We start from the raw sequence: 23600 nt of genomic DNA, 5'->3' as shown, positions 1-23600 counted from the left end.
CCGTTGGGGGACAATGCCGAATCCGTGTACCGGCGCCGCTGCCGGCCATCTCCGTGCAATCCTCATCGTCGTCGCCTTTCAATGAAACGCACCTGGCTGCTCTTTGCCCAAACCGTGACCGTCCTGCTGGCGGCCTATTTCGTCGTCGCCACGCTCAAGCCTGATTGGCTGAACCGCCGCGGCTCGCTGGGCGGGCAGGTCTCCGTGATCGAGGCGCCGGCCGGGCTCGCACAAGCGGTGGCGCCCGGCAGCCTGAGCGCCGCCGCGAAGAAGGCATCGCCGGCGGTGGTGAGCATCAACACCAGCAAGGCGGCGCAGCGCAATCCGCGCAACAGCGATCCGTGGTTTCGCTTCTTCTTTGGCGACCAGGGCGACGAGCAACCGCAGGTCGGACTCGGCAGCGGGGTGATCGTCAGCGGCGACGGCTACATCCTCACCAACAACCACGTCGTCGAGGGCGCCGACGAAATCGAAGTCACCCTCAATGACAGCCGCCATGTTGCCGCCAAGGTGGTCGGCACCGATCCCGATACCGACCTGGCCGTGCTGAAGATCGATCTCGACAAGCTGCCCGTGATCGTCCTCGGCAACTCCGACTCGCTCCAGGTCGGCGACCAGGTGCTGGCGATCGGCAACCCCTTCGGCGTCGGCCAGACCGTGACCAGCGGCATCGTGTCGGCGCTGGGTCGCAATCAGCTGGGCATCAACACCTTCGAGAACTTCATCCAGACCGATGCGGCCATCAATCCCGGCAATTCGGGCGGCGCGCTGGTGGATGTGGTGGGCAACCTGGAAGGCATCAACACGGCGATCTATTCGCGCTCCGGCGGCAGCATGGGCATCGGCTTTGCCATTCCGGTCTCGACCGCCAAGCTGGTGCTGGAAGACATCGTGCGCGACGGCAAGGTCACGCGCGGCTGGATCGGCGTGGAGCCGAACGAACTCTCGCCCGAACTGGCGGAAACCTTCGGCGTGAAGGCCACCAAGGGCGTGATCATCACCGGCGTGCTGCAGGCCGGCCCTGCCGCCAAGGCCGGTATCCGGCCCGGCGACGTGATCACCGGCGTGGGCGAGAAGAAGGTCGACAACGTGCAGGAACTGCTGACCGCCGTGGCCGGCCTCAAGCCCGGCACCGCCGCGCGCTTCGCGCTGCAACGCGGCAGCGACAAGCTGGACCTGGACGTGACTTCCGGCCAGCGGCCGAAGACCTCGCCGCGCCGCGCTCCTCAGCGCGAACAGGAGTAGCAGAGCGCCGGATCAAGCCCTCCGCCGCCCGCGCATCCTCGGCCGGGACAGCGGCCTTTATCAAGATCGCCCAATCCGGTTCCGATCAGGGCGCCGGTGAATCGGCGCTCTCATCGGGCGCCCTGGAGTGCCGCACGAAGTGCTTGGCGCCGATGATGCCGATTTCGTAGAGCAGGCACATCGGTATGGCAAGCGCCAGTTGCGACACCACATCAGGTGGCGTCAGCACGGCCGCCACGACAAACGCGACGACGATGAAGTAGCCGCGAAACGAGCGCAACTTCTCGACCGTGACCATCTCGAAGCGCACCAGCAGCATCACCACGATCGGCACCTGGAAGGCCACGCCGAAGGCGATGTAGAGCGACAGGATGGCCTCGACGTAGGACGCGATGTCGGGCGTCGCCTGCACGGATGGCGGGGCGAAGCGCTGTATGAAGGTGAACATCTTGTCCAGCACGAAGAACTGCACGAACGCGATGCCGCCATAGGCCAGCAGGCTGCCGAAGAAGATCAGCGGCAGGGCAAAACGCTTTTCATGGCTGTAGAGGCCGGGCGCCACGAACATCCAGATCTGGTACATGAGCCACGGCAGCGCCAGCAGCACCGCCGTCATGCCCAGCACCTTGAGCGGCACGAAGAAGGGGGAGAACACGCCGATGGCAATGAGCTTCGCCCCTTCGGGCATGTGGGCCCGGATCGGTATCGCGATGAAATCGATCAGCCCGCTCGGGCCGGGCCAGACGGCGAGCAATGCAGCCGCCACGGCCAGGCCATAGCAGCAATAGAGGAGGCGGTCGCGAAGCTCGACCAGATGCTGCACGAACGGCTGTTCGGTGCCTGCGAGTTCGTCTTCTTTGTTTTTCGAGGGTTCGGCCATTGGGGAAGGTGCATTGACCGGTGCGAAGTCCGGCGCGCGCGGGCGCAGGGTGGACTCAGTTGATCTTGTGCGGACGGAAGCGCGCCACGCGCGCCGCGCCGGAGAGCGCCTTGGTGCGCACGCCGTTGCGCGACTTGTACCACTGCGGCGTGGCGCCCTGCTTCAGGCGCCAGTTCTTGCGTGGATGCTTGTATTCGGGGAACACCTGCGCGACTTCGGACGAAGAAGACGGGCTGTCGTCGATTTCCTTGAAGCTCTTCTCGATTGCGTTCGCCTCGCTGTGGATGCTCTGCTCCACATCGCGCGCCGCGTCTTCGACGGTGCTCTTCATCTTGCGGAGTTCGTCCAGCTCCATCGAGCGGTTGACCTCCTGCTTGACGTCATTGACGTACCGCTGCGCCTTGCCGAGCAAGGTGCCGACGGTGCGCGCCACGCGCGGGAGCTTTTCAGGCCCGATGACGATCAGCGCCACCACGCCGATCAGCGCCATCTTTTCGATGCCGAGGTCGAGCACGCGGGATCAGGACTTTTGACGGGCTTCGACGTCGATCGTCGGCTTGTCGGCAGCGGCGGCGTTGGCCGTCACTTGCGCGGCGGGCGCGTTGCCGGCGGCGTCAGTGGCGGAGCCGTCCTTCATGCCGTCCTTGAACCCCTTGACAGCGCCCCCGAGGTCGCTGCCCATGTTGCGCAGCTTCTTGGTGCCGAACACCATCACCACGATCAGCAGCACGATCAGCCAGTGCCAGATTGAAAAAGAACCCATGGATGACTCCTGAAAAATTGTGACTAATTTTATGCGGGCCGCCGGTTCAGCCCCTGAGCCACGGGCGCGGGCCGCCCATGACGTGAACATGGAGATGATGAACCTCCTGCCCGCCCTCCGCACCGGTGTTGACCACCACGCGGAAACCGCCCTTCGGATACGGATTGCATCCCGCCTCGGCCGCCAGCTTGGGCGCGAGCGTCATGATCTTGCCCATCAGCGCAGAATCTTCCGGCGTGAGTTGCGCCATCGAGGGGATATGGCGCTTGGGCACCAGCATGAAATGGATCGGCGCCCACGGCGCGATGTCATGAAAGCCGAACAGATCGTCGTCTTCGTACATCTTGCGCGACGGAATCTTGCCTTCGATGATTTTGCAGAAGATGCAATTGGGATCAGACGACACTCGTTGTCTCCATTGGTTGGCCGGCGTTCATGCGCACCATGCCCTTGATGATGCGGTACAGGAACCATAGCGAAATCAGTGCCCACGCGATCCAGCCGGGCAGGAACAGCAGCAGCCAGAGCGGCGACGTCACCACGTAGAGCAGGCCGGCCCACAGCACCGAGCGGATGCGCCAGGAGAAGTGGGATTCCTGCCAGGTGCCCACCGCTTCGTCGCGCTTGACCAGGTCGATGACCAGCGCGATCAGCAGCAGCGCGATGGATGCCTGCGCCCCTGGCAGGACAGCACCTACCGCCACGATCAGGTGCATGACATAGCTGATCCAGCCGATCGTCTTGAGTGAATCGTTGGCGGGCACTGGCACGACTTCATTGGCCATGGCGAGTCCTTTCTTCAATCGTTGGTCGCCTCTCGATCCTGCGCCTTGCGCAGGGCCTTTTCCTCGATGCCGCTGGTGCCTTCGCGGCGCATCAGTTCGGCAACGACATCACGGGGCGACAAGCCGTAGTGCGCCAGCGCCACCATGCTGTGGAACCACAAATCAGCCACTTCGTTCACTATTTTGGCGCGGTCTCCGCCGTGGTCGGCATCCTTGGCCGCCATGACGACTTCGGTGGCCTCCTCGCCGATCTTCTTCAGGAAGGCGTCGGGACCCCGGTGCAGGAGGCGGGCCACGTAGCTCTTGTCCGGATCGCCGCCGCGCGCGGGCAGGCGGCTTTCAATGACGGCGGCGAGGCGGTCCAGGCTGTCGATGTTCATGCTGTTCATGCTGTTCATGCTGTTCATCACTTGTAGATCGACTCGGGGTCTTTCAAGACAGGCTCCACTGCCGTCCATTGGCCATTTTCGAGTTTGCTGAAGAAGCAGCTGTGGCGGCCGGTATGGCACGCGATGCCGGGTTCATGACCGAGCTGGGTGACCTTCAGCAGCACCACGTCGTTGTCGCAGTCGACGCGGATCTCGTGCACGGTCTGCACATGGCCGGACTCTTCCCCCTTGAACCAGAGCTTGTTGCGGGAGCGGCTGAAATACACGGCGCGGCCGAGCTCGGCCGTCTTGCCGAGCGCCTCGCGATTCATCCAGGCGAACATCAATACGTCGTTGCTGCCCTGCTCCTGCGCGATCACCGGCACGAGTCCGTTCGCATCCCATTTCACTTGATCAAGCCAATTCATCAGCGCATTGTCGGTGATTGGCAAAGGCAGTTTTCCCCGGCGGGATGTGGATACGCCACGCCGGACCGGCGGACCGGCGTGCGGTCAGATCCGCACGGGAATCCCGCGCGCGGCCATGCGCTGCTTGGCCTCGCCGACGGTGTGCTCGCCATAGTGGAAGATGCTGGCCGCCAGGACCGCATCGGCGCCGCCCTGTTGCACGCCGTCGGCCAAGTGATCAAGGGTGCCGACGCCACCGGACGCGATCACGGGCACGCCGACCGCGTCGCTCACCGCGCGGGTCAGGGCGAGGTCGAAGCCGCTCTTGGTGCCGTCGCGGTCCATGCTGGTCAGCAGGATCTCGCCGGCGCCACGGCGCGCCATCTCGGCGGCCCATCGAACGGCATCCAGGCCGGTATTCTTGCGGCCGCCGTGGCTGTAGACATCCCAGCCTGGCCCGGCCGCCTTGCCGTCGGCGCCGATGCGCGCTTCTTCCCCGGCGGTGCGGCGCTTGGCGTCGATCGCCACCACGATGCACTGGGCGCCGTATTTGTGCGATGCGGCGTCGATGACGGAGGGGTCGGCGATGGCGGCCGAGTTGAAGCTGGTCTTGTCGGCGCCCGCATTGAGCAGGCGGCGCACGTCGGCCACGGTGCGGACGCCGCCGCCCACGGTCAGCGGGATGAACACCTGCGACGCGACGGCCTCGATGATCGGCAGGATCAGGTCGCGGCCGTCGCTGGTGGCCGTGATGTCGAGGAAAGTCAGTTCGTCGGCGCCCTGCGCGTTGTAGCGGGCCGCGATCTCGACCGGGTCGCCGGCATCGCGCAGTTCAAGAAAGTTGACGCCCTTCACGACGCGGCCACCGGTCACGTCGAGGCAGGGAATGATGCGTTTGGCAAGCATGGTTCGGGGATTCAGAGGACGGTGAGTTCCTGCCACGCCTGCCATTGGGCGCCGGGTGGAAGGATGATGTTTTCGTCGATGCGGGCCGCCTCCACGCACAGCATCTGGCGGTAGCCGTCGTCGGGCATGTCCGCGAGCTTGGCGCTGAGGATGGGACCGGGGTTCCAGACCACGGTTTCGGTGCAGGTGGCGTTCTGGGCGATCTGCAGGGTGCCCGATGGCTGGACGAGTTTCAGCGGTGCAGGCGGGGCGCCGTAGACGCTGTCGAATTCGGCAGTGAAGCGCAGGGCTTGCGCCGATTCGACGTCGCGAAGGTCGCGCAACGAGTCCCAGCACGGGGCACCCTGCAATCCCTCGAGCCGGGCATCCGCGATGTCGTCGACCTGCAGGTAGCTGTGCAACGCCAGCGCGAAGCTGAACGGCGTCGCACCGGAGTTGGCTACATCAAGCGTGACGCGCAGTTGCCGCGGCGCGAGGGTGACGGTGAGCCGGAGGCTGAAGGCATGCGGCCAGAGGGTGCGCGTGGCTTCGTCGTCGCGCAGCGCCATCACCAGTTGCCCGTCGGCGGACGGCATCGCCTGCCAGGGCAGGTTGCGTGCAAAGCCGTGCTTGGGCAGCGTGCCGCGCACGTTGAACTGGGGCCAGCAGACCGGGATGCCGCCACGGATGGCGCTGCTGCCGTCAAACAGCGCTTCGGGACTCAGGTAGATGCGCTCGACACCGTCGGCGGTGGTCCAGGAGAGCAGGTGCGCGCCATGCATCGCGACGATGGCGCGATCGCCGGCAGGCAGGTCGAGCGCCAACGCGGGCTGGCCACGGAACTGGAGGGATTGGATCGGCATGCTTCCGATTCTAGGGACGCTCCGGACAAAGTCTCCCGAGGGCGCACGGAGCTTGCGCACACCGCGCAGCGCACGTACAGCGCTTCCAACAGTGGCACTCGCCGGCCGTTCAGTGCAGACTGCGTGCTTCAGGGCGGAAATGAATGCCACGCAGTGGGCGCCGGCCCGGATTCGACTGAACCGCCGCCGGACGCCCCTCCCGGATATCTATCTCGACGAAGGGGTTCGCAGCATGAAAAAGAAGTTCCCGCCGGCCTTGTCGATCCTGATCGCGATGGTGGTCGGCATCCTGGTCGGCTACATGATCTTCAAGAGCTTCCCGGACAAGAAGACCGCCGCGGAGATCGCGGGCTATGTGTCGATCATGTCGGATGTGTTCCTGCGACTCATCAAGATGCTGATCGGCCCGCTGGTGTTCTCGACGCTGGTCGTGGGCATTGCGCACATGGGAGACGCGGCCTCGGTCGGGCGGGTGTTCGGCAAGGCGCTGGGCTGGTTCGTGACCGCCTCGCTGATCTCGCTGATCATCGGGCTGATCATGGCCAACCTGCTTCAGCCGGGCCACAACCTGGGGCTGCCGCTGCCGGACATCGGCGCCTCGGCCAACCTCGCCACTTCCAAGTTCACGGTGAAGGACTTCGTGAGCCACCTCGTGCCGAAGTCGTTCGCCGAGGCCATGGCCAACAACGAGATCCTGCAGATCGTCGTGTTCTCGATGTTCTTCGGCGTGGCGCTGGCGTCACTGGGCGACAAGGCCAAGACGCTGGTGAACGCCATCGACGAACTCGCCCATGCGATGCTGAAGATCACTGGCTACGTGATGAAGCTGGCCCCGCTGGCGGTGCTGGCCGCGATGGCTGCCACGGTGGCCGTGAACGGGCTGGAGATCCTGCTGAAGTTCGCGGTCTTCATGGGCGATTTCTACCTCGGCCTCTTCGTACTGTGGGGCGTCCTGATCGGCGCCGGCTTCCTGTTCCTGGGCCCGCGCGTGTTCAAGCTGCTGGTGCTGATCAAGGAGGCCTTCCTGCTGTCCTTTGCCACCGCGAGTTCCGAGGCGGCGTATCCGAAGATCCTGGACGCGCTCGACCGCTTCGGCGTCAAGCGCAAGATCTCCAGCTTCGTGATGCCGATGGGCTACTCGTTCAATCTCGATGGCTCGATGATGTATTGCACCTTCGCCGTGTTGTTCATCGCCCAGGCCTACAACATCACCTTGCCGCTGGGCACGCAGATCACGATGCTGCTGATCCTGATGCTCACGTCGAAAGGGATGGCCGGCGTGCCGCGCGCCTCGCTGGTGGTGATCGCGGCCACGCTGAACCAGTTCAACATCCCCGAGGCCGGCCTGCTGCTGATCCTGGGCGTGGACACCTTCCTCGACATGGGTCGCTCGGCCACCAATGCGGTCGGCAACTCGATTGCCACCGCCGTGGTCGCCAAGTGGGAACGCGAACTGCTGCCCGAGACGGAGGCCGAGGCCAACGCGCGCAAGCTCGACGTCGAGAGCGCCGCGACGCTGGCGCATCCGGTGCACGCCTGAAGAACGTGAGACAAGCCATGAACACCGCATGCATGCGGCTGGCCGCCGCGACCTTGATGGCCTGGGGGCTTGGAATGGCAAGCGCCCAGGCCCAGAGCGACGCGGAGTTGACCGGCACGCTGGCCAAGGTGCGCAACGCGGGCGCCGTGACCATCGGCTTTCGCGAATCGTCGATCCCGTTTTCCTATCTCAATGCCCGCAAGGAACCCATCGGCTACTCGGTCGAACTGTGCAAGCAACTGGTCGACATGGTCGGCGATGCCGTCCACAAGACGCTGGCGATCAAGTGGGTTCCGGTGACCGCGGCCTCGCGCATCGATGCAGTGGCAAACGGGCAGGTCGACCTCGAATGCGGCTCGACCACGAGCAACCTCGAACGCCAGAAGCGCGTGGCCTTCTCGCCGACCATCTTCGTCTCCGGCACCAAGCTGCTGGTGAAGAAGGGTTCGCCGGTGAAGGAATATCGCGACTTGGCCGGCAAGACCGTGGCGGTGACTTCGGGCACCACCAACGAGAAGACGATGAGGGAGTTGTCGGAGCGTTTTAAGCTCAACCTCAACATCGTGGTGTCGACCGACCATGCCGAGTCCTTCGGCCTGGTGAAAGCCGGCAAGGCCGATGCCTTCGCCACCGACGACGTGCTGCTCTACGGCTTCATCGCGGAGGACAAGGCCGCCACCAAGGGTGCGGGCGACTACCAGGTGGTGGGCGACTTCCTCTCGTACGACCCCTATGGCGTCATGTATCGCAAGGACGATCCACAAATGGCGCGGCTGGTCAACGACTCGTTCCAGGTGCTGGCGCAGGACGGCGAGATCGAGCGCCAGTACAAGCGCTGGTTCTTGCGCAAGCTGCCCTCGGGCATCAGCCTGGACCTCGCCATGAGCCCGCAGCTCGAAACCATCCTCCAGACCATGGCGGTGAAGTCGGAATAGCTGCACGGCGCCCTCCCGCCTCGCGCCTCCCGCCCTTGCCGGCGCGTTTGCAGTTTTGCCTGATTGTTTCCGCGTTGCAATCGGCGCGAAACACGCGTTGTCGTTTACCCGAACCCCTTGGCGCCAAGCCCCACATATGGCCGCCGCCTGCATAACCACAGGCATGATTTGCATGACTGGCTGTTGGCGATGGCACGGTTTTGACATGAAATCGCTGCCGGACTGCAAGTCCAGTTTCACTACAAAGCAAAACAGAGGGGGGAAGAATGAAGAAAAAAATACCTGCGGCCGTATGGATCCTGATCGCGATGGTGATCGGGATCGTGCTGGGCTACATGGTTTTCAAGAGCTTTCCGGACAAGAAGGCTGCCGCTGAAATCGCGGGCTATATCTCGATCATGTCGGATGTGTTCCTGCGCTTGATCAAGATGCTGATCGGCCCGCTGGTGTTCTCGACGCTGGTCGTGGGCATCGCGCATATGGGAGACGCTGCCTCGGTCGGGCGCGTGTTCGGCAAGGCGCTGGGGTGGTTCGTGACCGCCTCGCTGGTCTCGCTCATTCTCGGCCTCATCATGGCCAACCTGCTGCAGCCGGGCCACAACCTGGGGCTGCCGCTGCCGGACATCGGCGCCTCGGCCAACCTGGCCACCTCCAAGTTCACGCTGAAGGACTTCGTGAGCCACCTCGTGCCCAAGTCGTTTGCGGAGGCCATGGCCAACAACGAGATCCTGCAGATCGTCGTGTTCTCGATGTTCTTCGGCGTGGCGCTGGCGTCGCTGGGTGAAAAGGCCAAGACACTCGTGAATGCGATCGACGAGCTCTCGCACGCGATGCTCAAGATCACCGGCTACGTGATGAAGCTGGCGCCGCTGGCCGTGATGGCCGCGATGGCGGCCACCGTGTCCGTCAACGGCCTGGAGATCCTGCTGAAGTTCGCGGTCTTCATGGGCGACTTCTACCTCGGCTTGTTCGTGCTGTGGGCCGTGTTGATCGGCGCCGGCTTCCTGTTCCTGGGCCCGCGCGTGTTCAAGCTGCTGGTGCTCATCAAGGAAGCCTTCCTGCTGTCCTTTGCCACCGCGAGTTCCGAGGCGGCCTATCCGAAGATCCTGGACGCACTCGACCGCTTCGGCGTCAAGCGCAAGATCTCCAGCTTCGTGATGCCGATGGGCTACTCGTTCAACCTCGACGGCTCGATGATGTATTGCACCTTCGCCGTGCTGTTCATCGCGCAGGCCTACAACATCCCGTTGTCGCTCGGCACGCAGATCACGATGCTGCTGATCCTGATGCTCACGTCGAAAGGCATGGCCGGCGTGCCGCGCGCCTCGCTGGTGGTGATCGCGGCGACACTGAACCAGTTCAACATCCCCGAGGCTGGCCTGCTGCTGATCCTGGGCGTGGACACCTTCCTCGACATGGGTCGCTCGGCCACCAACGCGGTCGGCAACTCGCTCGCCACGGCCGTGGTCGCCAAGTGGGAGGGCGAACTGCTGCCGGAAGCACAGGCTGCCGCGAATGCGAAGCTGCTCGACGCCGAAGCCGCGACCAGCGCGGCCACCACGGCCCAGCCGGCGCACGCCTGAGCATGACCATGAACTTCGCATGCTCGGCATGGAGGCTGGCGAAGGGAACGATGGCTGCGGGGCTTCTTGCAGCCACGGCCCTGGCCGCCGGCATGGCCAGCGCCCAGGCGCAGGCCGACTCGGCTCTCAGCGGCACGCTGGCCAAGGTCCGCAGCGCCGGCGCGGTGACTGTCGGCTATCGCGAGTCGTCGGTCCCGTTCTCGTACCTCAACAGCCGCAAGGAGCCCATCGGCTACTCGATCGAGTTGTGCAGGCAGCTTGTCGACGCCATGGGCGATGCGGTCCACAAGACGCTCGCGATCAGGTGGGTGCCGGTGACGTCGGCCTCGCGCATCGACGCGGTGGCCAACGGGCAGGTGGACATGGAATGCGGCTCGACCACGAACAACCTGGAACGGCAAAAGCGCGTCGCCTTCTCGCCGACGATGTTTGTCTCGGGCACCAAGCTGCTGGTGAAGAAGGGTTCGCCCGTGAAGGGCTATCGCGACCTGGCCGGCAAGACCGTGGCGGTGACCTCGGGCACCACCAACGAGAAGACCATGAAGGACTTGTCGGAACGCTTCAAGCTCAACCTGAACATCGTGGTGTCGGCCGACCATGCCGAATCGTTCAGCCTCGTGAAGGCAGGCAAGGCCGACGCCTTTGCGACCGACGACGTACTGCTCTACGGCTTCATCGCCGAGGACAAGGCCGCATCCAGGGGCCAGAGCGACTACGAGGTGGTCGGCGACTTCCTCTCGTACGACCCCTACGGCGTGATGTTCCGGAAGGACGATCCACAGATGTCCAAGCTCATCAATGAATCGTTCCAGATGCTCGCGCAAGAGGGAGAGATCGAGCGCCAGTACAAGCGCTGGTTCCTGCGCAAGCTGCCATCGGGCACCAGCCTCGACCTGCCGATGAGCCCGCAGCTCGAAACGATCCTCCAGACCATGTCGGTCAAGTCGGAATAAAGGAAGACGCCGCCGAAGTCACGCACGGCCCGCACCTGCAACGGTTGCGGGCCCTATTTTGTCCTGCGTATGCGGCCGGGTTCAGGCGGCGTCGGCCAGTTCGTCGGCGCGTGCCTGCGCGGCGGCGAAGTCGAGGTCACCCGAATAGATCGCGCGGCCGCAGATCACGCCTTCGACGCCATCCGGTTCGACGGCGCAGAGCTTCTCGATGTCGGCCATGTTCGACAGGCCGCCCGATGCGATCACCGGGATCGTCAGCGCCTGCGCCAGGCGCACCGTGGCCTCGATGTTGATGCCCGAGAGCATGCCGTCGCGGCCGATGTCGGTGTAGATGATCGATTCGACGCCGTAGTCCTCGAACTTCTTGCCGAGGTCGGAGACTTCGTGGCCGGTCAGCTTGCTCCAGCCATCGGTGGCAACCTTGCCGTCCTTCGCGTCGAGTCCGACGATGATGTGCCCGCCGAAGGCACTGCAGGCGTCCTTCAGGAAACCCGGGTTCTTGACCGCGGCAGTGCCGATGATCACGTAGCGCAGGCCGTCGTCGATGTAGCGCTCGATGGTGTCGAGGTCGCGGATACCGCCGCCGAGCTGCACCGGGATTTCGTCGCCCACGGCACGCAGGATCGCGCGGATGGCGGCATGGTTCTGCGGCTTGCCGGCGAAGGCGCCATTCAGGTCGACCAGGTGCAGGCGGCGTGCGCCGGCGTCGAGCCACTTGCGCGCCATCGCGGCCGGGTCTTCACTGAAGATGGTGGACTGGTCCATGTCGCCCTGTTTGAGGCGAACACAGTGACCGTCCTTGAGATCGATGGCGGGAATCAGCAGCATGGCAAGGCAACCCGGAGGGAGGCTTTAAGGGTTCCAGTGGAGGAAGTTGCGGTAGAGCTGCAACCCGTGGTCCGCACTCTTTTCAGGGTGGAACTGGGTCGCAAAAATATTATCGCGTGCGATGGCCGCCGTAAAGCGCGAACCGTAGTCGGCTTCGCCCACGCTGTGCTTCACGTCGGCGGGGCGTGCGTAGAAACTGTGCACGAAATAGAAGTAGCTGTTGTCGGGTACACCCGCCCACACGGGGTGCGGCTGCGCCTGCGTGACCTGGTTCCAACCCATCTGGGGCACCTTGAAGCGGCTGCCGTCGGGCTGGGTGCGGCCAGCGAGATCGAACTTGACGACGCGCCCCGGAATCAACCCGAGGCCATCGGTCGGCCCCTCGTCGCTGGACGACAGCAGCATCTGCATGCCGACACACACGCCGAACAGGGGCTTGCTGGCGGCCGCCTCGAGCACCGATTCCTGCAGGCCGGAATCGCGCAATTCGCGCATGCAGTCGGGCATGGCGCCCTGCCCCGGCAGCACCACGCGGGTGGCCTTGCGCACCACTTCCGGGTCGGACGTGACGAAGACCTGCACGCCGACCTGGTCGGCCGCATGCTGCACGGCCTGCGAAACCGAGCGCAGATTGCCCATGCCGTAGTCCACCACCGCGACGGTGTTCGCTGTTGAATTCATGGCAGGGCGCGCGGGCAGGAGGGTCGCCGCAATCCGGACAAGCTGGAAATTTTCAGAGGGAGCCCTTGGTCGAGGGAATGACGCCGGCAGAACGCGGATCGAGTTCGAGCGCGCCGCGCAAGGCGCGCGCAAAGGCCTTGAACACGGTTTCGCACTGGTGGTGCGCATTCACGCCCTTGAGGTTGTCGATGTGCAGCGTGACCAGGGCATGGTTGGCAAAGCCCTGGAAGAATTCGTAGGTGAGCTGGCTGTCGAAGGTGCCGATCATGCCGCTGGTGAAGGGCACGTGCATTTCCAGCCCCGGCCGGCCGGAAAAATCGATGACCACCCGGCTGAGCGCCTCGTCGAGCGGCACGTAGGCATGGCCGTAGCGGCGGATGCCCTTCTTGTCGCCGACCGCCTTGAAGACGGCCTGGCCCAGCGTGATGCCGACGTCTTCCACCGTGTGGTGGCCGTCGATGTGCAGGTCGCCCTTGCAGTCGATGTCGAGGTCGATCAGGCCGTGGCGGGCGATCTGGTCGAGCATGTGGTCGAAGAAGCCGATGCCGGTCGAGAGCCTGGCCTTGCCGCTGCCGTCCAGATTGACGCTGACGGTGATTTTTGTCTCGGCGGTGTTGCGGGTGACGGTCGCGCTGCGTGCGCCGGCCGCGACGACTGCCTCGGGTGCCGTGGGGGTGTTCATAAGGATGCTTCGAGTGCTGCCAGCATCTGCGCATTTTCGCCGGAAGTCCCGACCGTGAGGCGCAGGCAGTTGGCCAGCAAGGGGTGCATTCTAGAAACGTTCTTGATGAGCACCCCGCGAGCCTTCAGTCCTTCGAAGGTCTTTGTCGCATCGGGTACACGGATCAGCACCATGTTGGCGTCGCTCGGCCAGCTCTTCACGGCGGTCAGCCGGCCCAGCGCCAGGAGGATGCGCGCACGCTCGGCGCGGATCTGCGCGGCCTGCGCATCGAACACATCCGCATGCTCCAGCGCGAACAGCGCGCATTCGCAGTTGAGCACGCTGATGTTGTAGGGCGGGCGCACCTTGTCGATCTCGGCGATGAGCGCGGCCGGCCCCACGAGGTAGCCGAGCCGCACGCCCGCCAGGCCGAACTTGCTCAGCGTGCGCATCAGCAGCACGTGGCTATGCTGTGCAGCCTTGCCGATGTAGCTCTTGCCTGCGAATGGCTGGTAGGCCTCGTCGATGACGACCAGGCCGCCCTGCTCGCCCTGCGCCGCGATGATGCGGTCGATGACGGCTTCGTCCCAGAGGTTGGCGGTCGGGTTGTTGGGGTAGGCGAGGTAGACGATCGCCGGCTTTTCCTGCGCGATGGCGGCCAGCATGGCTTCCTGGTCGAGTTCGAAATCGGCCGTGAGCGGCACGCCGACGAACTTCAGGCCCTGCAGTTGCGCGCTCATCGCGTACATCACGAAGCCGGGCACCGGCGCCATGACGGTGGCGCCCGGCAGGTCGCAGGCGATGGCCAGCAGGGAGATCAATTCGTCGGAGCCATTGCCGAGCATCAGGTCGAAGCCTGCGGGCATGCCGGCGTGGGCGGCGAGCGCCCGCTTGAGGTCGTTGCCGCGATCGCCGGGGTAGCGGTTCAGCGCGAGTGCGCCCAGGCGCTGGCCCAGCGCGGCCTGCAGCGCAGGCGGCAGGCCGAAGGGGTTTTCCATCGCGTCGAGCTTGAGCAGCCCGCGCGCGTCCTGCACCGCATAGGCGTGCATGGATTGGACGTCGGCGCGGATGCGGCCGAGCGCGCCGGCCTGGGTCTGTGGAGCGTTCATTTCAGTGTTCATTGGGTGCAGCGGTAGCTGCTTTGCAATGCATTCGACATGACCAGTTGCACCGGCATGTCGGCTTCGTAGCTGTCGGCGTTGCGGGCGAGCTCACCTTGGTAGAGGGAACGGGCCATGGCCGGCTCAAGGCGCCGCTCGCCGACGCAGAACAGGGGCTTTCGGCCGGCGCGCCGCTCGGCATCGCTGGCCTCGCGCAGCCCTTCGAGGACGCCGACGAGGTAGTAGCCCGCGTAGGCCTTGCCGTCCTTCTCGGTGGCTTCGAGCGTGCGCATTTCGCGGATCGACATGGCGTGCGCCATGGCGCCGCATGTCAGCAGCGCCAGCAGGACGGCGGCGCGAACTGTCGGACGGCAACGTGCGAGTGAGACGGGGGCGAGGGTGCTCATGAAGGATCGGTGGGTTCTTGCCAGGCGGCGACTCAGTTTCGCTGGCGAGGCGGCGATGCGCTGCCGGAGCGCACGCCGATCGGGAACAGGTCGATCTGCTGCCCTTGAAGCGCGGCGGTGCGTTGCGATGCGGGTGCGTCGACTTCACCGAGCCGGAAGACCGACACATCCAGCACGCCGACGCCGCCGCCATCGCCGACCTCGGTCTTGCCAGCATGCGCGCGGCGGGGCGCGGCGAAACGGAACGGCGCCACGGCGTCGCTGCTCTTGCGGAACCCCTTGATGACCAGTTCGTCATGGGCAGCCAGCAGGTAGCCCCGGTGGGTCGTGCTGCCCGCCTTGCCGCCCAGCACGTCCAGGCCGTCGACCGTGGCGACGACTTCATAGTTGCGCTCGCCCAGGTTGCGGAACACCAGGCAGAAAGGCGCCCCTTCAGTCACGCCCAACTGGAATGCGCCGTCACCACGGCGCGAACGCAGCAGCGGCAACGGCCGCTTGTAGTCGTCCACCACCGACCATTCGATGTTGCCTTGCGCGAGCTCCAGGTTCATCCGCCGATCAACGGTCTTGCCGAGGGAACGACGCAGCACGGCCGCGTCGCTGTAGGCGATCGAGGCCAGTTGATCCGGCTGCGTCGGCGTGAGGCGCGCAACCAGGAGCGGTCTTGTGGGCGACACGATGCCCGCGCCCGGGGAGGCGCTGGCGCCTGCCGCCGGCGCAAGCGCGGGGATGCCCGCGGTCACCTGCGAATTCGGATCCTGCGCGCGCGGGGCCTGCGGCAGTTGCGCGCACGTGGCGAGCAGCCCGGCGATGCCAATGGCCATCAGGCGCCGAGGCCACCCGGCTTTCGTCCTTGATCGGATCATTTGTCTCTCCCGGGAAGCTCTTATTCTTTGGCTGACGACGGCACCGGCTCCAGTCGCATTTCCGCCGCGCGCGCGTGGGCCTGCAGCCCTTCGCCGTAGGCCAGTTCCGCCGCGATCGGGCCCAGCACCCGGGCGCCCTGCGCGCTGACCTCGATCAGGCTGGAGCGCTTCTGGAAATCGTAGACGCCCAGCGGCGACGAAAAGCGCGCCGTGCCGGAGGTCGGCAGCACATGGTTCGGGCCGGCGCAGTAATCGCCCAGGCTCTCGCTCGTGAAGGCGCCAAGGAAGATCGCGCCGGCATGCTTGAGCAGCGGCTCCCAGCGATGCGGCTCGTGGCTGCTGACTTCCAGGTGCTCGGGCGCGATGCGGTTGCTGATGGCGCAGGCCTCTTCCATATTGCGCGTCTGGATCAGCGCGCCGCGACCATTGAGCGAGGCAGTGATGATGTCGGCGCGCGGCATCTGCGGCAGCAACTTGTCGATGGAATCCTGCACCGCGTCGATGTAGGCCGCATCGGGGCACAGCAGGATGCTCTGCGCCAGTTCGTCGTGCTCGGCTTGGCTGAACAGGTCCATGGCGACCCAATCGGGTGGCGTGCTGCCATCGGCCAGGACCAGGATCTCGCTCGGGCCGGCGATCATGTCGATGCCGACGGTGCCGAACACGCGGCGCTTGGCCGCGGCCACGTACGCATTGCCGGGGCCGGTGATCTTGTCGACGGCCGGAATGGTTTCGGTGCCATAGGCCAGCGCTGCGACGGCCTGCGCGCCGCCGATGGTGAATGCGCGCGTGACGCCGGCCACGTAGGCGGCGGCAAGGACAAGCACGTTGCGTTCGCCCTTCGACGAGCCGGCGTTCCCTGACCCGCCGGTCGCCACGCTGCCCTTCGCGGGCGTGGGCACGACCATGATGATCTCGCCGACGCCGGCCACGTGCGCCGGAATCGCGTTCATCAGCAGGCTCGACGGATAGGCCGCCTTTCCGCCCGGCACGTAGATGCCGACGCGATCCAGCGGCGTCACCTTCTGTCCGAGCAGGGTGCCGTCGGCGTCGCGGTAGGTCCAGCTTTCGCCGCTCGCCTTTTTCTGGGCCTCGTGATAGCTGCGCACACGCGCCGCTGCCGCCTGCAAGGCATCGCGCTGCGCGAGCGGCAGCGAATCGAAGGCTTCCTTGAAATCGGACTGCGTCAGTTCCAGGTCGTGCATCGACGCCGCTTCCAGGCCGTCGAAACGACGCGTGTATTCCAGCACCGCGGCATCACCGCGCTGGCGCACATCGGCCAGCACGTCCGCCACCACTTTCTCGATGGCCGCATCGGCATCCGCGGACCAATGCAGCCGCGCCTTGAAATCGGCCTCGAAGGTGGCTGAAGTCGTGGAAAGACGGAGAGGAGCGGCTGTCAGGGTCATGGCGTCAGGAAGGCTGGATGGCGGACGCGAAGGCGTCGATGATGCGGCGGATCGGCTCGCGCTTGAGCTTGAGCGCGGCCTGGTTGACGACCAGGCGGGCGCTGATGTCCATGATGCGCTCGACCTCGACCAGGTGGTTGGCCCGCAGCGTGTTGCCGGTCGAGACGATGTCGACGATGGCATCGGCCAGCCCGGTGAGCGGCGCGAGTTCCATGCTGCCGTAGAGCTTGATCAGGTCGACGTGCACGCCTTTGGTGGCGAAATGGTCGCGCGCGATGGCGACGAACTTGGTCGCGATCTTGAGGCGCGCACCTTGGCGCACCGCGTGGGCATAGTCGAAATCTTCCCGCGCGGCGACGCTCATGCGGCAGGCGGCGATCTTGAGGTCCAGCGGCAGGTAGAGGCCGGCCGTGCCGTGCTCGATCATGGTGTCGAGGCCGGTCACGCCGAGGTCTGCGCCGCCCCACTGCACGTAGGTCGGCACGTCGGAAGCGCGCACCAGCAGCACGCGGACGTCCGGCTGCGAGGTCGGCAGGATCAGCTTGCGCGACTTCTCGGGGTCTTCGGTGACCTCGATGCCGGCAGCCGCCAGCAATGGCAGCGTCTCGTCGAAGATGCGGCCCTTGGACAGGGCGATCGTGATCGTCATGCGGTGACTCTTTCGCTGATGCGCTCGATGTCCGCGCCGATGCCGCGCAGCTTGGCTTCCATGCGGTCGTAGCCGCGGTCGAGGTGGTAGATGCGGTCGACCAGCGTCTCGCCATCGGCCACCAGGCCGGCGATGACCAGGCTGGCCGAGGCGCGCAGGTCGGTCGCCATCACCGTCGCACCCGACAACTGTTCCACGCCCTCGACGACGGCCACCTTGCCGTCGTGCTGGATGTGGGCGCCGAGTCGCAGCAATTCGTCGACGTGCATGAATCGGTTCTCGAAGATGGTCTCGGTCACCGTCGAGGTGCCGGTCGAGATCGCATTGAGCGCCATGAACTGCGCCTGCATGTCGGTGGGAAAGCCCGGGTATTCGGTGGTGCGGAAGCTTTGCGCCCTGAGGCGGCCTGCGGCCTGCACGTGCACGCCGCCTTGCACCGCCGTCACCGTCGCGCCGGCCTCGATCAGCTTTTCGACCACCGCCTCCATGTGCTCGGCGCGCGCATGGCGCAGCAGCACGTCGCCGCCGGCCGCGGCCACCGCGCAGAGGAAGGTGCCGGCCTCGATGCGGTCGGCCACCACGCGGTGCGTGCAGCCGTGCAAGCGCTCCACGCCCTGGATGTGGATGCGGCTCGTGCCATGGCCTTCGATCCTGGCGCCCATCGCGATCAGCATCTCGGCCAGGTCGGGGATCTCCGGCTCCTGGGCCGCGTTCTCGAGCACCGTCTCGCCCTCGGCCAGCGCGGCGGCCATGAGGAAGTTCTCGGTGCCGGTGACGGTGACCATGTCGGTCGTGATGCGTGCGCCATGCAGGCGCCGCCCGCCGCCGCGCACGCCCGCCACCATGTAGCCGTGCTCGACCGTGATGTCCGCGCCCATGGCCTGCAGGCCCTTGATGTGCTGGTCCACCGGGCGCGAGCCGATCGCGCAGCCGCCGGGCAACGAGACCCGTGCCTTGCCGAAACGCGCCAGCAGCGGGCCCAGCGCGAGCACGGAGGCGCGCATGGTCTTGACCAGTTCGTACGGCGCTTCGGCGTTGTGCAGCGGGCCGGCATCGATGCGGACGGTGCCGTTGTCGTCGCGCTCGGCCGTCACGCCCATGTTGCGCAGCAGCTTCAGCATGGTCGTCACGTCCTGCAGGCGGGGCACGTTATGCAGCGTGACCGGTTCGTCGGTCAGCAGCGCGGCGCACAACTCGGGCAAGGCGGCGTTCTTGGCGCCAGAAATCAGTACCTCGCCGCTGAGCTTGCGCCCGCCGCGAATCAACAATTTGTCCATCAGGAATCCAGGGAGTGGCCGAAAGGGCCCGGTTCTATTTCTGCGCCGCCCATTCGGCCGGCGTATAGGTCTTCATCGAGAGCGCATGCACCTCGTCGGTGTGCATTTTCGCACCGAGGGTGGCGTAGACCTTCTGGTGCCGCTTGATCGCGCGCTGCCCTTCGAACTCCGCCGACACGATGGTGGCGAACCAATGGCGGCCGTCGCCTTCGAGCGAAAGGTGTTCGCACGGCAGCCCGGCGGCGATGATGGCCTTGAGTTCGTCAGCGGTCATGTGAAACGCATCCATTCGGGAAACACCACAGAACCGGCTTTGCCGGGCTGTCGGTGTTGCCCCCGGTGAGGGGGTGAGAGTCGCGCACGAAGTGCGCAGCGACCTGGGGGAGAGCCATGTTCTATCCGCGAATCTTGTAGCCAATGCGCAGCAGGTGAACGGCCACGGCGCTGACGAACAACCAGGCCGTGCCGACGATGCCGAAGCTCAGCCAGGGCGACGCATCGCTCACGCCGAAGAAGCCGTAGCGGAAACCGTCGATCATGTAGAAGAACGGATTCAGGTGGCTGACCTTTTGCCAGAACGGCGGCAGCGACCCGATCGAATAGAACACGCCGGAGAGAAAAGTCATCGGCATGATCAGGAAGTTCTGGAACACCGCCATCTGGTCGAACTTCTCGGCCCAGAGCCCCGCGATGAGCCCCAGCGTGCCGAGCATTGCGGCGCCCAGGAACGCGAAGACGATGATCCAGAGCGGCGCGACGAAATCCGGCATCGCGAAGAACATGGTCACGGCGAACACGCCGATGCCGACCGCCAGTCCGCGGATGATCGACGACCCGACATAGGCCAGGAACCAGCCCCAGTGCGACAGCGGCGTGAGCAGCACGAAGACCAGGTTGCCCATGATCTTGCTCTGGATGATGGAGGACGAGCTGTTGGCGAAGGCGTTCTGCAAGACGCTCATCATCACCAGGCCCGGCACCAGGAACGCGGTGTAGCCGACCGTGCCGTACACCGTCACGCGGCCTTCGAGCACATGGCCGAACACCATCAGGTACAGCAGCGCCGTCAGCACCGGCGCGCCGACCGTCTGAAAGCCGACCTTCCAGAAGCGCAGCGTCTCCTTGTAGAGCAGCGCGCGCCAACCGGTGACGGCCATCATGGGCAACCTCCCGGGCTCGGTACTTGGGCTGGCACCCGTTCGATGCCAGCGAGCGGAATCGGTCTCATCGCGCCACCTCCAGCGGCGTCTGCTCGCCCGCCATCAGGTCGATGAACACGTCTTCCAGGTCGGCCTTGCGCATCTCGACGTCTTCCACCGCCACGCCGGCCTCGCGGATGGAGGCCAGCAACTGCTCCACCTCGAGCGCATTGCGCGCCGGTAGTTGCACGATGCGTCCCGTGATGCGGGCATGCTGCGCGATGGCCCAGGGCAGATCGGCATCGGTCTTGAAGCGCAGCACGTTGCTGTGGGAGGCACTCAGCAAGGCGCTGGTGCTGTCGAGCGCGATCACGCGGCCGAGTTTCAGCATGGCGATCCGGTTGCACAGCGCCTCGGCTTCTTCCAGGTAGTGGGTGGTCAGCAGGACCGTGCTGCCCTGCTTGTTGAGCTTGGCGACGAACTGCCAGAGCGTTTGCCGCAGTTCGACATCGACGCCGGCGGTAGGCTCGTCCAGCACGATGACGGGCGGCTTGTGCACCAGTGCCTGCGCCACCAGCACGCGCCGCTTCATGCCGCCGGAGAGTTGGCGCATGTTGGCCGAGGCCTTGTCGGTCAGCCCGAGGCTATGCAGCAACTCGTCGATCCAGCCTTCGTTGTTCTTGATGCCGAAGTAGCCCGACTGGATGCGCAGCGACTCGCGCACATTGAAGAAGGGGTCGAACACCAGCTCCTGCGGCACGATGCCGAGTTGGCGCCGCGCCTGCGCATAGTCGCGCTGGACATCGAATCCGTGCACGCTGATGCTGCCCGCCGTGGGACGGGAAAGCCCGGCGAGCATGCTGATGAGGGTGGTCTTGCCGGCGCCATTGGGACCGAGCAAGCCGAAGAATTCGCCCTCTTCGATCTGGAAGGAAACCTCATCGACCGCGCGCAGGCCCGATTTGCCTTGGGCCCGTTGCTGACGTGAGGGAGGATAGGTCTTGGAGACCGATTGGAACGTGATCGCGGGCATGGGAGCCCACGATTTTATGCTGCGCCCGGATTTCTCAGGGTGCGGCCGGCAAAAGGCCCGCCACGCCATACAGCGCGGCCAGTTCGCGCAGCCGGGGCGGCAAGCCCTTGACCGCGAACCCGCGCCCGCAGGCGCTCGCCTCGCGGCGGCATTCGAGCAGCACCGCGATGGCCGAGGAATCGAAATGCGTCAACGCGCTGGCGTCCACCACCGTCACCGACTCCTGCGTGGCCGCCTGCCCCTGCTGCAGCATGCGCAGGCAAGCCGGGGCGTCGTCATGCAGCAGGCGGGTTGGCAACACCAGCATGGTCATCAGCTCTTGGTGCTGTTGCCCTTGTTGCGCGCGGCCAGCACGGCGATCAGGCCGTCGATGCCCTTGCTGTTGATCTCCTGCGCAAACTGGGTGCGGTAGGTATCGACCAGCCAGATGCCCATCACGTTCAGGTTGTAGATCTTCCAGCCGCTGCCTTCGCCAGGCGTCTTCTCGAGCCGGTAGTCGAGCTGGATCGGCTCGCCGCCGCTGGCGCCCCGGACCTCGGTGCGCACCAGCACGTCCTTGTCGTCAGGCGAGCCGCGGAACGGCTTCACGCTCACGGTCTGGTCGGTCACCTGGTCGAGCGCGCCGGCATAGGTGCGCACAAGCAGGAGCTTGAACTCTTCCTGCAGCCGCTTCTGTTGCTCGGGGGTGGCCGAGCGCCATGCCTGGCCTACGGCCGAGGCAGTCATGCGCTGGAAATTCAGGTTCGGCATGACCTTGGTGTCGACCAGCGCCATGATCTTGTTGATGTCACCGGCCTTGATCGACTTGTCGTTGCGGATCATGTCGAGCACTTCGGTGGTCAGGCGCTTGACCAGCGCGTCGGGCGCCTCGTCGGCGGCACTGGCGGGGCGCATGTAAACGGCCGCCCCACTGAACAACAGCGCACTCGCCATCGCAAGACGGCCGAATGCGCGGCGTTTCAGAATCTGGTTCATCGGGTTTAGTCCTTATTGTCAAAACGGGCCTCAAGGGGCCCTAACGCGTCAGAGCTTCGCGCGGCGGACACGGTTCCCGAAGCCAGTGGCGCGCCCGCTACGAAATGCAAGCAAAGCGTGATCAACGGCCGCCGCCGTCGTCGTCGGCACCTGGTGGTTTGCCGTCGTCCACGTCTGCCTGGCGGCGCTGGAGCCAGATGTCGCGTACGAACGAATATTTGTCGAGCGCGGCATCGCCCAGGAACTGGCTGGCGCGCAGGTATTTCGCACGCTCCTCCACCACGCGCAGGACGTAGCTCACATCGCGCGCCGCCACGGGCCGGATCGCGGCCACGCCGTCGCCATTGAGGTCCACCAGCAGCGCCGCGGTATCGCGCACCGTCGACGGCCCGAGCACCGGCAGCATGACGAAGGGGCCGGGCGGTACGCCCCAGCGACCCAGCGTCTGGCCAAAGTCCTCCCGGTGCCGCTCGATGCCGAGTTCGGTGGCCACGTCGAGGATCCCGCCCAGGCCGAACACGGTGTTGACGTTCAGGCGCATGAAGGTCTGTGCGCTGTTCTGCGCCCGCAACTGCATCACGCTGTTGGCAAAGTTCCAGACGTCCCCGATGTTGTTGAAGAAGTTGCTCACCCCGGTGCGCACCGGCTGCGGCAAGACGGCGCGGTAGGCCTTGGCCGTGGGCACGAGCACGGCTTCGTCGACCGCATCGTTGAAGCGGAAGATGCTCCGGTTGAAAGGTTCGAACGGGTCGGCAGGGTTGGCTGCCTGCGCGCTGGCATGGCCGGCGATCAGGGTGAGGCCGAGCGCGGCGCCCGCGAGGCAAATACGCCTGGCCATCTTCCGGATGGCATTGCGTGGAAAGGGACTGCGTTTCATTTCTTGCTGTTGTTCTGCTGCGAACCGCCCTCGGCGGCCTTGCTGTAGAGGAACTGGCTGATCAGGTTCTCCAGCACCACCGCCGACTGGGTGGCCGTGATCGTGTCGCCCCCCTGCAGCGTCTTTTCTTCGGCGCCCGCCTCGATCCCGATGTACTGCTCGCCGAGCAAGCCGCTGGTCAGGATCTTGAGCGAACTGTCCTTGGGGAAACTGTAGCGAGTTTGCAGGGCCAAAGTGACGGTGGCCTGGTAATTCTTGTCATCGAAGGCGATGGATTCGACCCGTCCCACCACGACGCCCGCGCTCTTGACCGCGGTCTGGGGCTTCAGGCCGCCAATGTTGTCGAAGCGCGCCTTGACGGCATAGGTCTTCTGGAAATTGAGGCTCAGCAGGTTGGCCGATTGCAGTGCGAGGAACAGCAGGGCCGCCGCGCCGATCAGCACGAACAAGCCGACCCAGATGTCTTTGTTGGAGCGTTGCATGTGTCTACG

30 protein-coding genes are annotated in these 23600 nt (G+C 65.4%); 5 read left to right on the top strand and 25 right to left on the bottom strand.

Features of this window, described 5'->3' with window-relative positions; all coding sequences use genetic code 11:
- Window positions 1-81 precede the first annotated feature (81 nt).
- Complete coding sequence (locus HCU76_RS20150) at window positions 82-1245, top strand: Do family serine endopeptidase (protein ID WP_213953168.1); 1164 nt, start codon at window positions 82-84, stop codon at window positions 1243-1245.
- 85 nt (window positions 1246-1330) lie between these two features.
- Here the strand turns inward: HCU76_RS20150 and tatC are convergent, their stop codons facing one another.
- The 9 genes from tatC to HCU76_RS20105 all read right to left on the bottom strand — a co-directional run bounded on the left by tatC (window position 1331) and on the right by HCU76_RS20105 (window position 6196).
- A complete protein-coding gene (gene tatC, locus HCU76_RS20145) occupies window positions 1331-2125 on the bottom strand; it encodes a twin-arginine translocase subunit TatC (protein ID WP_218510454.1) in 795 nt (264 codons plus the stop codon).
- 55 nt (window positions 2126-2180) lie between these two features.
- Entirely contained in the window at window positions 2181-2639 is a 459-nt protein-coding gene (gene tatB / locus HCU76_RS20140; protein ID WP_218510453.1) for a Sec-independent protein translocase protein TatB, read from the bottom strand.
- 6 nt (window positions 2640-2645) lie between these two features.
- Entirely contained in the window at window positions 2646-2888 is a 243-nt protein-coding gene (gene tatA, locus HCU76_RS20135) for a Sec-independent protein translocase subunit TatA (RefSeq protein ID WP_218510452.1), read from the bottom strand.
- 46 nt (window positions 2889-2934) lie between these two features.
- Entirely contained in the window at window positions 2935-3294 is a 360-nt protein-coding gene (locus HCU76_RS20130) for a histidine triad nucleotide-binding protein (protein WP_218510451.1), read from the bottom strand.
- Window positions 3284-3673 carry a hypothetical protein gene (locus HCU76_RS20125; RefSeq protein ID WP_218510450.1) on the bottom strand — a complete coding sequence of 130 codons (390 nt, stop codon included), beginning with the start codon at window positions 3671-3673 and terminating at the stop codon, window positions 3284-3286. Before HCU76_RS20125 ends, HCU76_RS20130 begins: the two co-directional genes overlap by 11 nt.
- A 14-nt stretch (window positions 3674-3687) precedes the next feature.
- Window positions 3688-4062 carry a phosphoribosyl-ATP diphosphatase gene (locus tag HCU76_RS20120; protein ID WP_371319867.1) on the bottom strand — a complete coding sequence of 125 codons (375 nt, stop codon included), beginning with the start codon at window positions 4060-4062 and terminating at the stop codon, window positions 3688-3690.
- A gap of 17 nt (window positions 4063-4079) precedes the next feature.
- Window positions 4080-4469 (bottom strand): phosphoribosyl-AMP cyclohydrolase, encoded by a 390-nt coding sequence (hisI, locus tag HCU76_RS20115; RefSeq protein WP_213953161.1) that lies wholly within the window; start codon window positions 4467-4469, stop codon window positions 4080-4082.
- An 84-nt stretch (window positions 4470-4553) separates the two neighbouring features.
- Window positions 4554-5354: an imidazole glycerol phosphate synthase subunit HisF gene (hisF, locus tag HCU76_RS20110; protein ID WP_213953160.1), complete on the bottom strand. Its 801-nt coding sequence runs from the start codon at window positions 5352-5354 to the stop codon at window positions 4554-4556.
- A gap of 11 nt (window positions 5355-5365) precedes the next feature.
- The gene (locus HCU76_RS20105; RefSeq protein WP_213953159.1) at window positions 5366-6196 is read right to left on the bottom strand and encodes a D-hexose-6-phosphate mutarotase; all 831 of its coding nucleotides are present in this window, start codon (window positions 6194-6196) and stop codon (window positions 5366-5368) included.
- 232 nt (window positions 6197-6428) lie between these two features.
- On the opposite strand from HCU76_RS20105, the gene HCU76_RS20100 reads away from it, so the two are divergent.
- From HCU76_RS20100 to HCU76_RS20085, 4 genes are all read left to right on the top strand, one after another.
- Window positions 6429-7736 (top strand): dicarboxylate/amino acid:cation symporter, encoded by a 1308-nt coding sequence (locus tag HCU76_RS20100; RefSeq protein WP_213953158.1) that lies wholly within the window; start codon window positions 6429-6431, stop codon window positions 7734-7736.
- 17 nt (window positions 7737-7753) lie between these two features.
- Window positions 7754-8671: an amino acid ABC transporter substrate-binding protein gene (locus HCU76_RS20095; protein WP_213953157.1), complete on the top strand. Its 918-nt coding sequence runs from the start codon at window positions 7754-7756 to the stop codon at window positions 8669-8671.
- 266 nt (window positions 8672-8937) lie between these two features.
- Window positions 8938-10254 carry a dicarboxylate/amino acid:cation symporter gene (locus tag HCU76_RS20090; protein ID WP_218510448.1) on the top strand — a complete coding sequence of 439 codons (1317 nt, stop codon included), beginning with the start codon at window positions 8938-8940 and terminating at the stop codon, window positions 10252-10254.
- An 8-nt stretch (window positions 10255-10262) separates the two neighbouring features.
- Entirely contained in the window at window positions 10263-11207 is a 945-nt protein-coding gene (locus HCU76_RS20085; protein ID WP_256354305.1) for an amino acid ABC transporter substrate-binding protein, read from the top strand.
- 81 nt (window positions 11208-11288) lie between these two features.
- On the opposite strand, the gene hisA is transcribed toward HCU76_RS20085, so the two are convergent.
- The 16 genes from hisA to mlaD all read right to left on the bottom strand — a co-directional run bounded on the left by hisA (window position 11289) and on the right by mlaD (window position 23591).
- Entirely contained in the window at window positions 11289-12035 is a 747-nt protein-coding gene (gene hisA, locus HCU76_RS20080; protein ID WP_218510446.1) for a 1-(5-phosphoribosyl)-5-[(5-phosphoribosylamino)methylideneamino]imidazole-4-carboxamide isomerase, read from the bottom strand.
- A 24-nt stretch (window positions 12036-12059) separates the two neighbouring features.
- A complete protein-coding gene (gene hisH, locus HCU76_RS20075) occupies window positions 12060-12716 on the bottom strand; it encodes an imidazole glycerol phosphate synthase subunit HisH (protein ID WP_213953153.1) in 657 nt (218 codons plus the stop codon).
- 52 nt (window positions 12717-12768) lie between these two features.
- Window positions 12769-13398 carry an imidazoleglycerol-phosphate dehydratase HisB gene (gene hisB / locus HCU76_RS20070; protein ID WP_218510445.1) on the bottom strand — a complete coding sequence of 210 codons (630 nt, stop codon included), beginning with the start codon at window positions 13396-13398 and terminating at the stop codon, window positions 12769-12771.
- Window positions 13395-14486, bottom strand: a complete 1092-nt coding sequence (gene hisC / locus HCU76_RS20065) for a histidinol-phosphate transaminase (RefSeq protein WP_218510444.1) — start codon at window positions 14484-14486, stop codon at window positions 13395-13397. Before hisC ends, hisB begins: the two co-directional genes overlap by 4 nt.
- Before the next feature lie 8 nt (window positions 14487-14494).
- Complete coding sequence (locus HCU76_RS20060) at window positions 14495-14884, bottom strand: hypothetical protein (RefSeq protein ID WP_218510443.1); 390 nt, start codon at window positions 14882-14884, stop codon at window positions 14495-14497.
- Window positions 14885-14916: 32 nt separating this feature from the next.
- Window positions 14917-15708, bottom strand: a complete 792-nt coding sequence (locus HCU76_RS20055; protein ID WP_218510442.1) for a hypothetical protein — start codon at window positions 15706-15708, stop codon at window positions 14917-14919.
- A 62-nt stretch (window positions 15709-15770) separates the two neighbouring features.
- Window positions 15771-17159 carry a histidinol dehydrogenase gene (hisD, locus tag HCU76_RS20050; RefSeq protein WP_218510441.1) on the bottom strand — a complete coding sequence of 463 codons (1389 nt, stop codon included), beginning with the start codon at window positions 17157-17159 and terminating at the stop codon, window positions 15771-15773.
- 4 nt (window positions 17160-17163) lie between these two features.
- A complete protein-coding gene (hisG, locus tag HCU76_RS20045) occupies window positions 17164-17808 on the bottom strand; it encodes an ATP phosphoribosyltransferase (RefSeq protein WP_213953147.1) in 645 nt (214 codons plus the stop codon).
- Window positions 17805-19085: a UDP-N-acetylglucosamine 1-carboxyvinyltransferase gene (murA, locus tag HCU76_RS20040; protein WP_213953146.1), complete on the bottom strand. Its 1281-nt coding sequence runs from the start codon at window positions 19083-19085 to the stop codon at window positions 17805-17807. The genes hisG and murA overlap by 4 nt, the downstream gene beginning before the upstream one ends.
- Before the next feature lie 34 nt (window positions 19086-19119).
- A complete protein-coding gene (locus HCU76_RS20035; RefSeq protein WP_213953145.1) occupies window positions 19120-19359 on the bottom strand; it encodes a BolA family protein in 240 nt (79 codons plus the stop codon).
- Window positions 19360-19480: 121 nt separating this feature from the next.
- Entirely contained in the window at window positions 19481-20245 is a 765-nt protein-coding gene (locus tag HCU76_RS20030; protein ID WP_213953144.1) for an ABC transporter permease, read from the bottom strand.
- A gap of 64 nt (window positions 20246-20309) precedes the next feature.
- Entirely contained in the window at window positions 20310-21257 is a 948-nt protein-coding gene (locus HCU76_RS20025) for an ABC transporter ATP-binding protein (RefSeq protein ID WP_213953143.1), read from the bottom strand.
- 34 nt (window positions 21258-21291) lie between these two features.
- Window positions 21292-21564, bottom strand: coding sequence for a lipid asymmetry maintenance protein MlaB (locus HCU76_RS20020; RefSeq protein WP_213953142.1), 273 nt, complete (start codon window positions 21562-21564; stop codon window positions 21292-21294).
- A gap of 5 nt (window positions 21565-21569) precedes the next feature.
- Complete coding sequence (locus HCU76_RS20015) at window positions 21570-22232, bottom strand: phospholipid-binding protein MlaC (RefSeq protein ID WP_213953141.1); 663 nt, start codon at window positions 22230-22232, stop codon at window positions 21570-21572.
- Window positions 22233-22353: 121 nt separating this feature from the next.
- Window positions 22354-23109, bottom strand: coding sequence for a VacJ family lipoprotein (locus tag HCU76_RS20010; RefSeq protein ID WP_213953140.1), 756 nt, complete (start codon window positions 23107-23109; stop codon window positions 22354-22356).
- On the bottom strand, window positions 23106-23591 hold the full coding sequence (gene mlaD, locus HCU76_RS20005; RefSeq protein ID WP_213953139.1) for an outer membrane lipid asymmetry maintenance protein MlaD: 486 nt from the start codon (window positions 23589-23591) through the stop codon (window positions 23106-23108). The genes HCU76_RS20010 and mlaD overlap by 4 nt, the downstream gene beginning before the upstream one ends.
- Window positions 23592-23600 lie beyond the last annotated feature (9 nt).

Source organism: Variovorax sp. dw_308 (genome assembly GCF_019207085.1).
Classification (GTDB): Bacteria; Pseudomonadota; Gammaproteobacteria; order Burkholderiales; family Burkholderiaceae_C; genus Variovorax.
The sequence above is the reverse complement of the archived record's forward strand: the minus strand, read 5'-3'. Positions and strand labels throughout refer to the sequence as shown.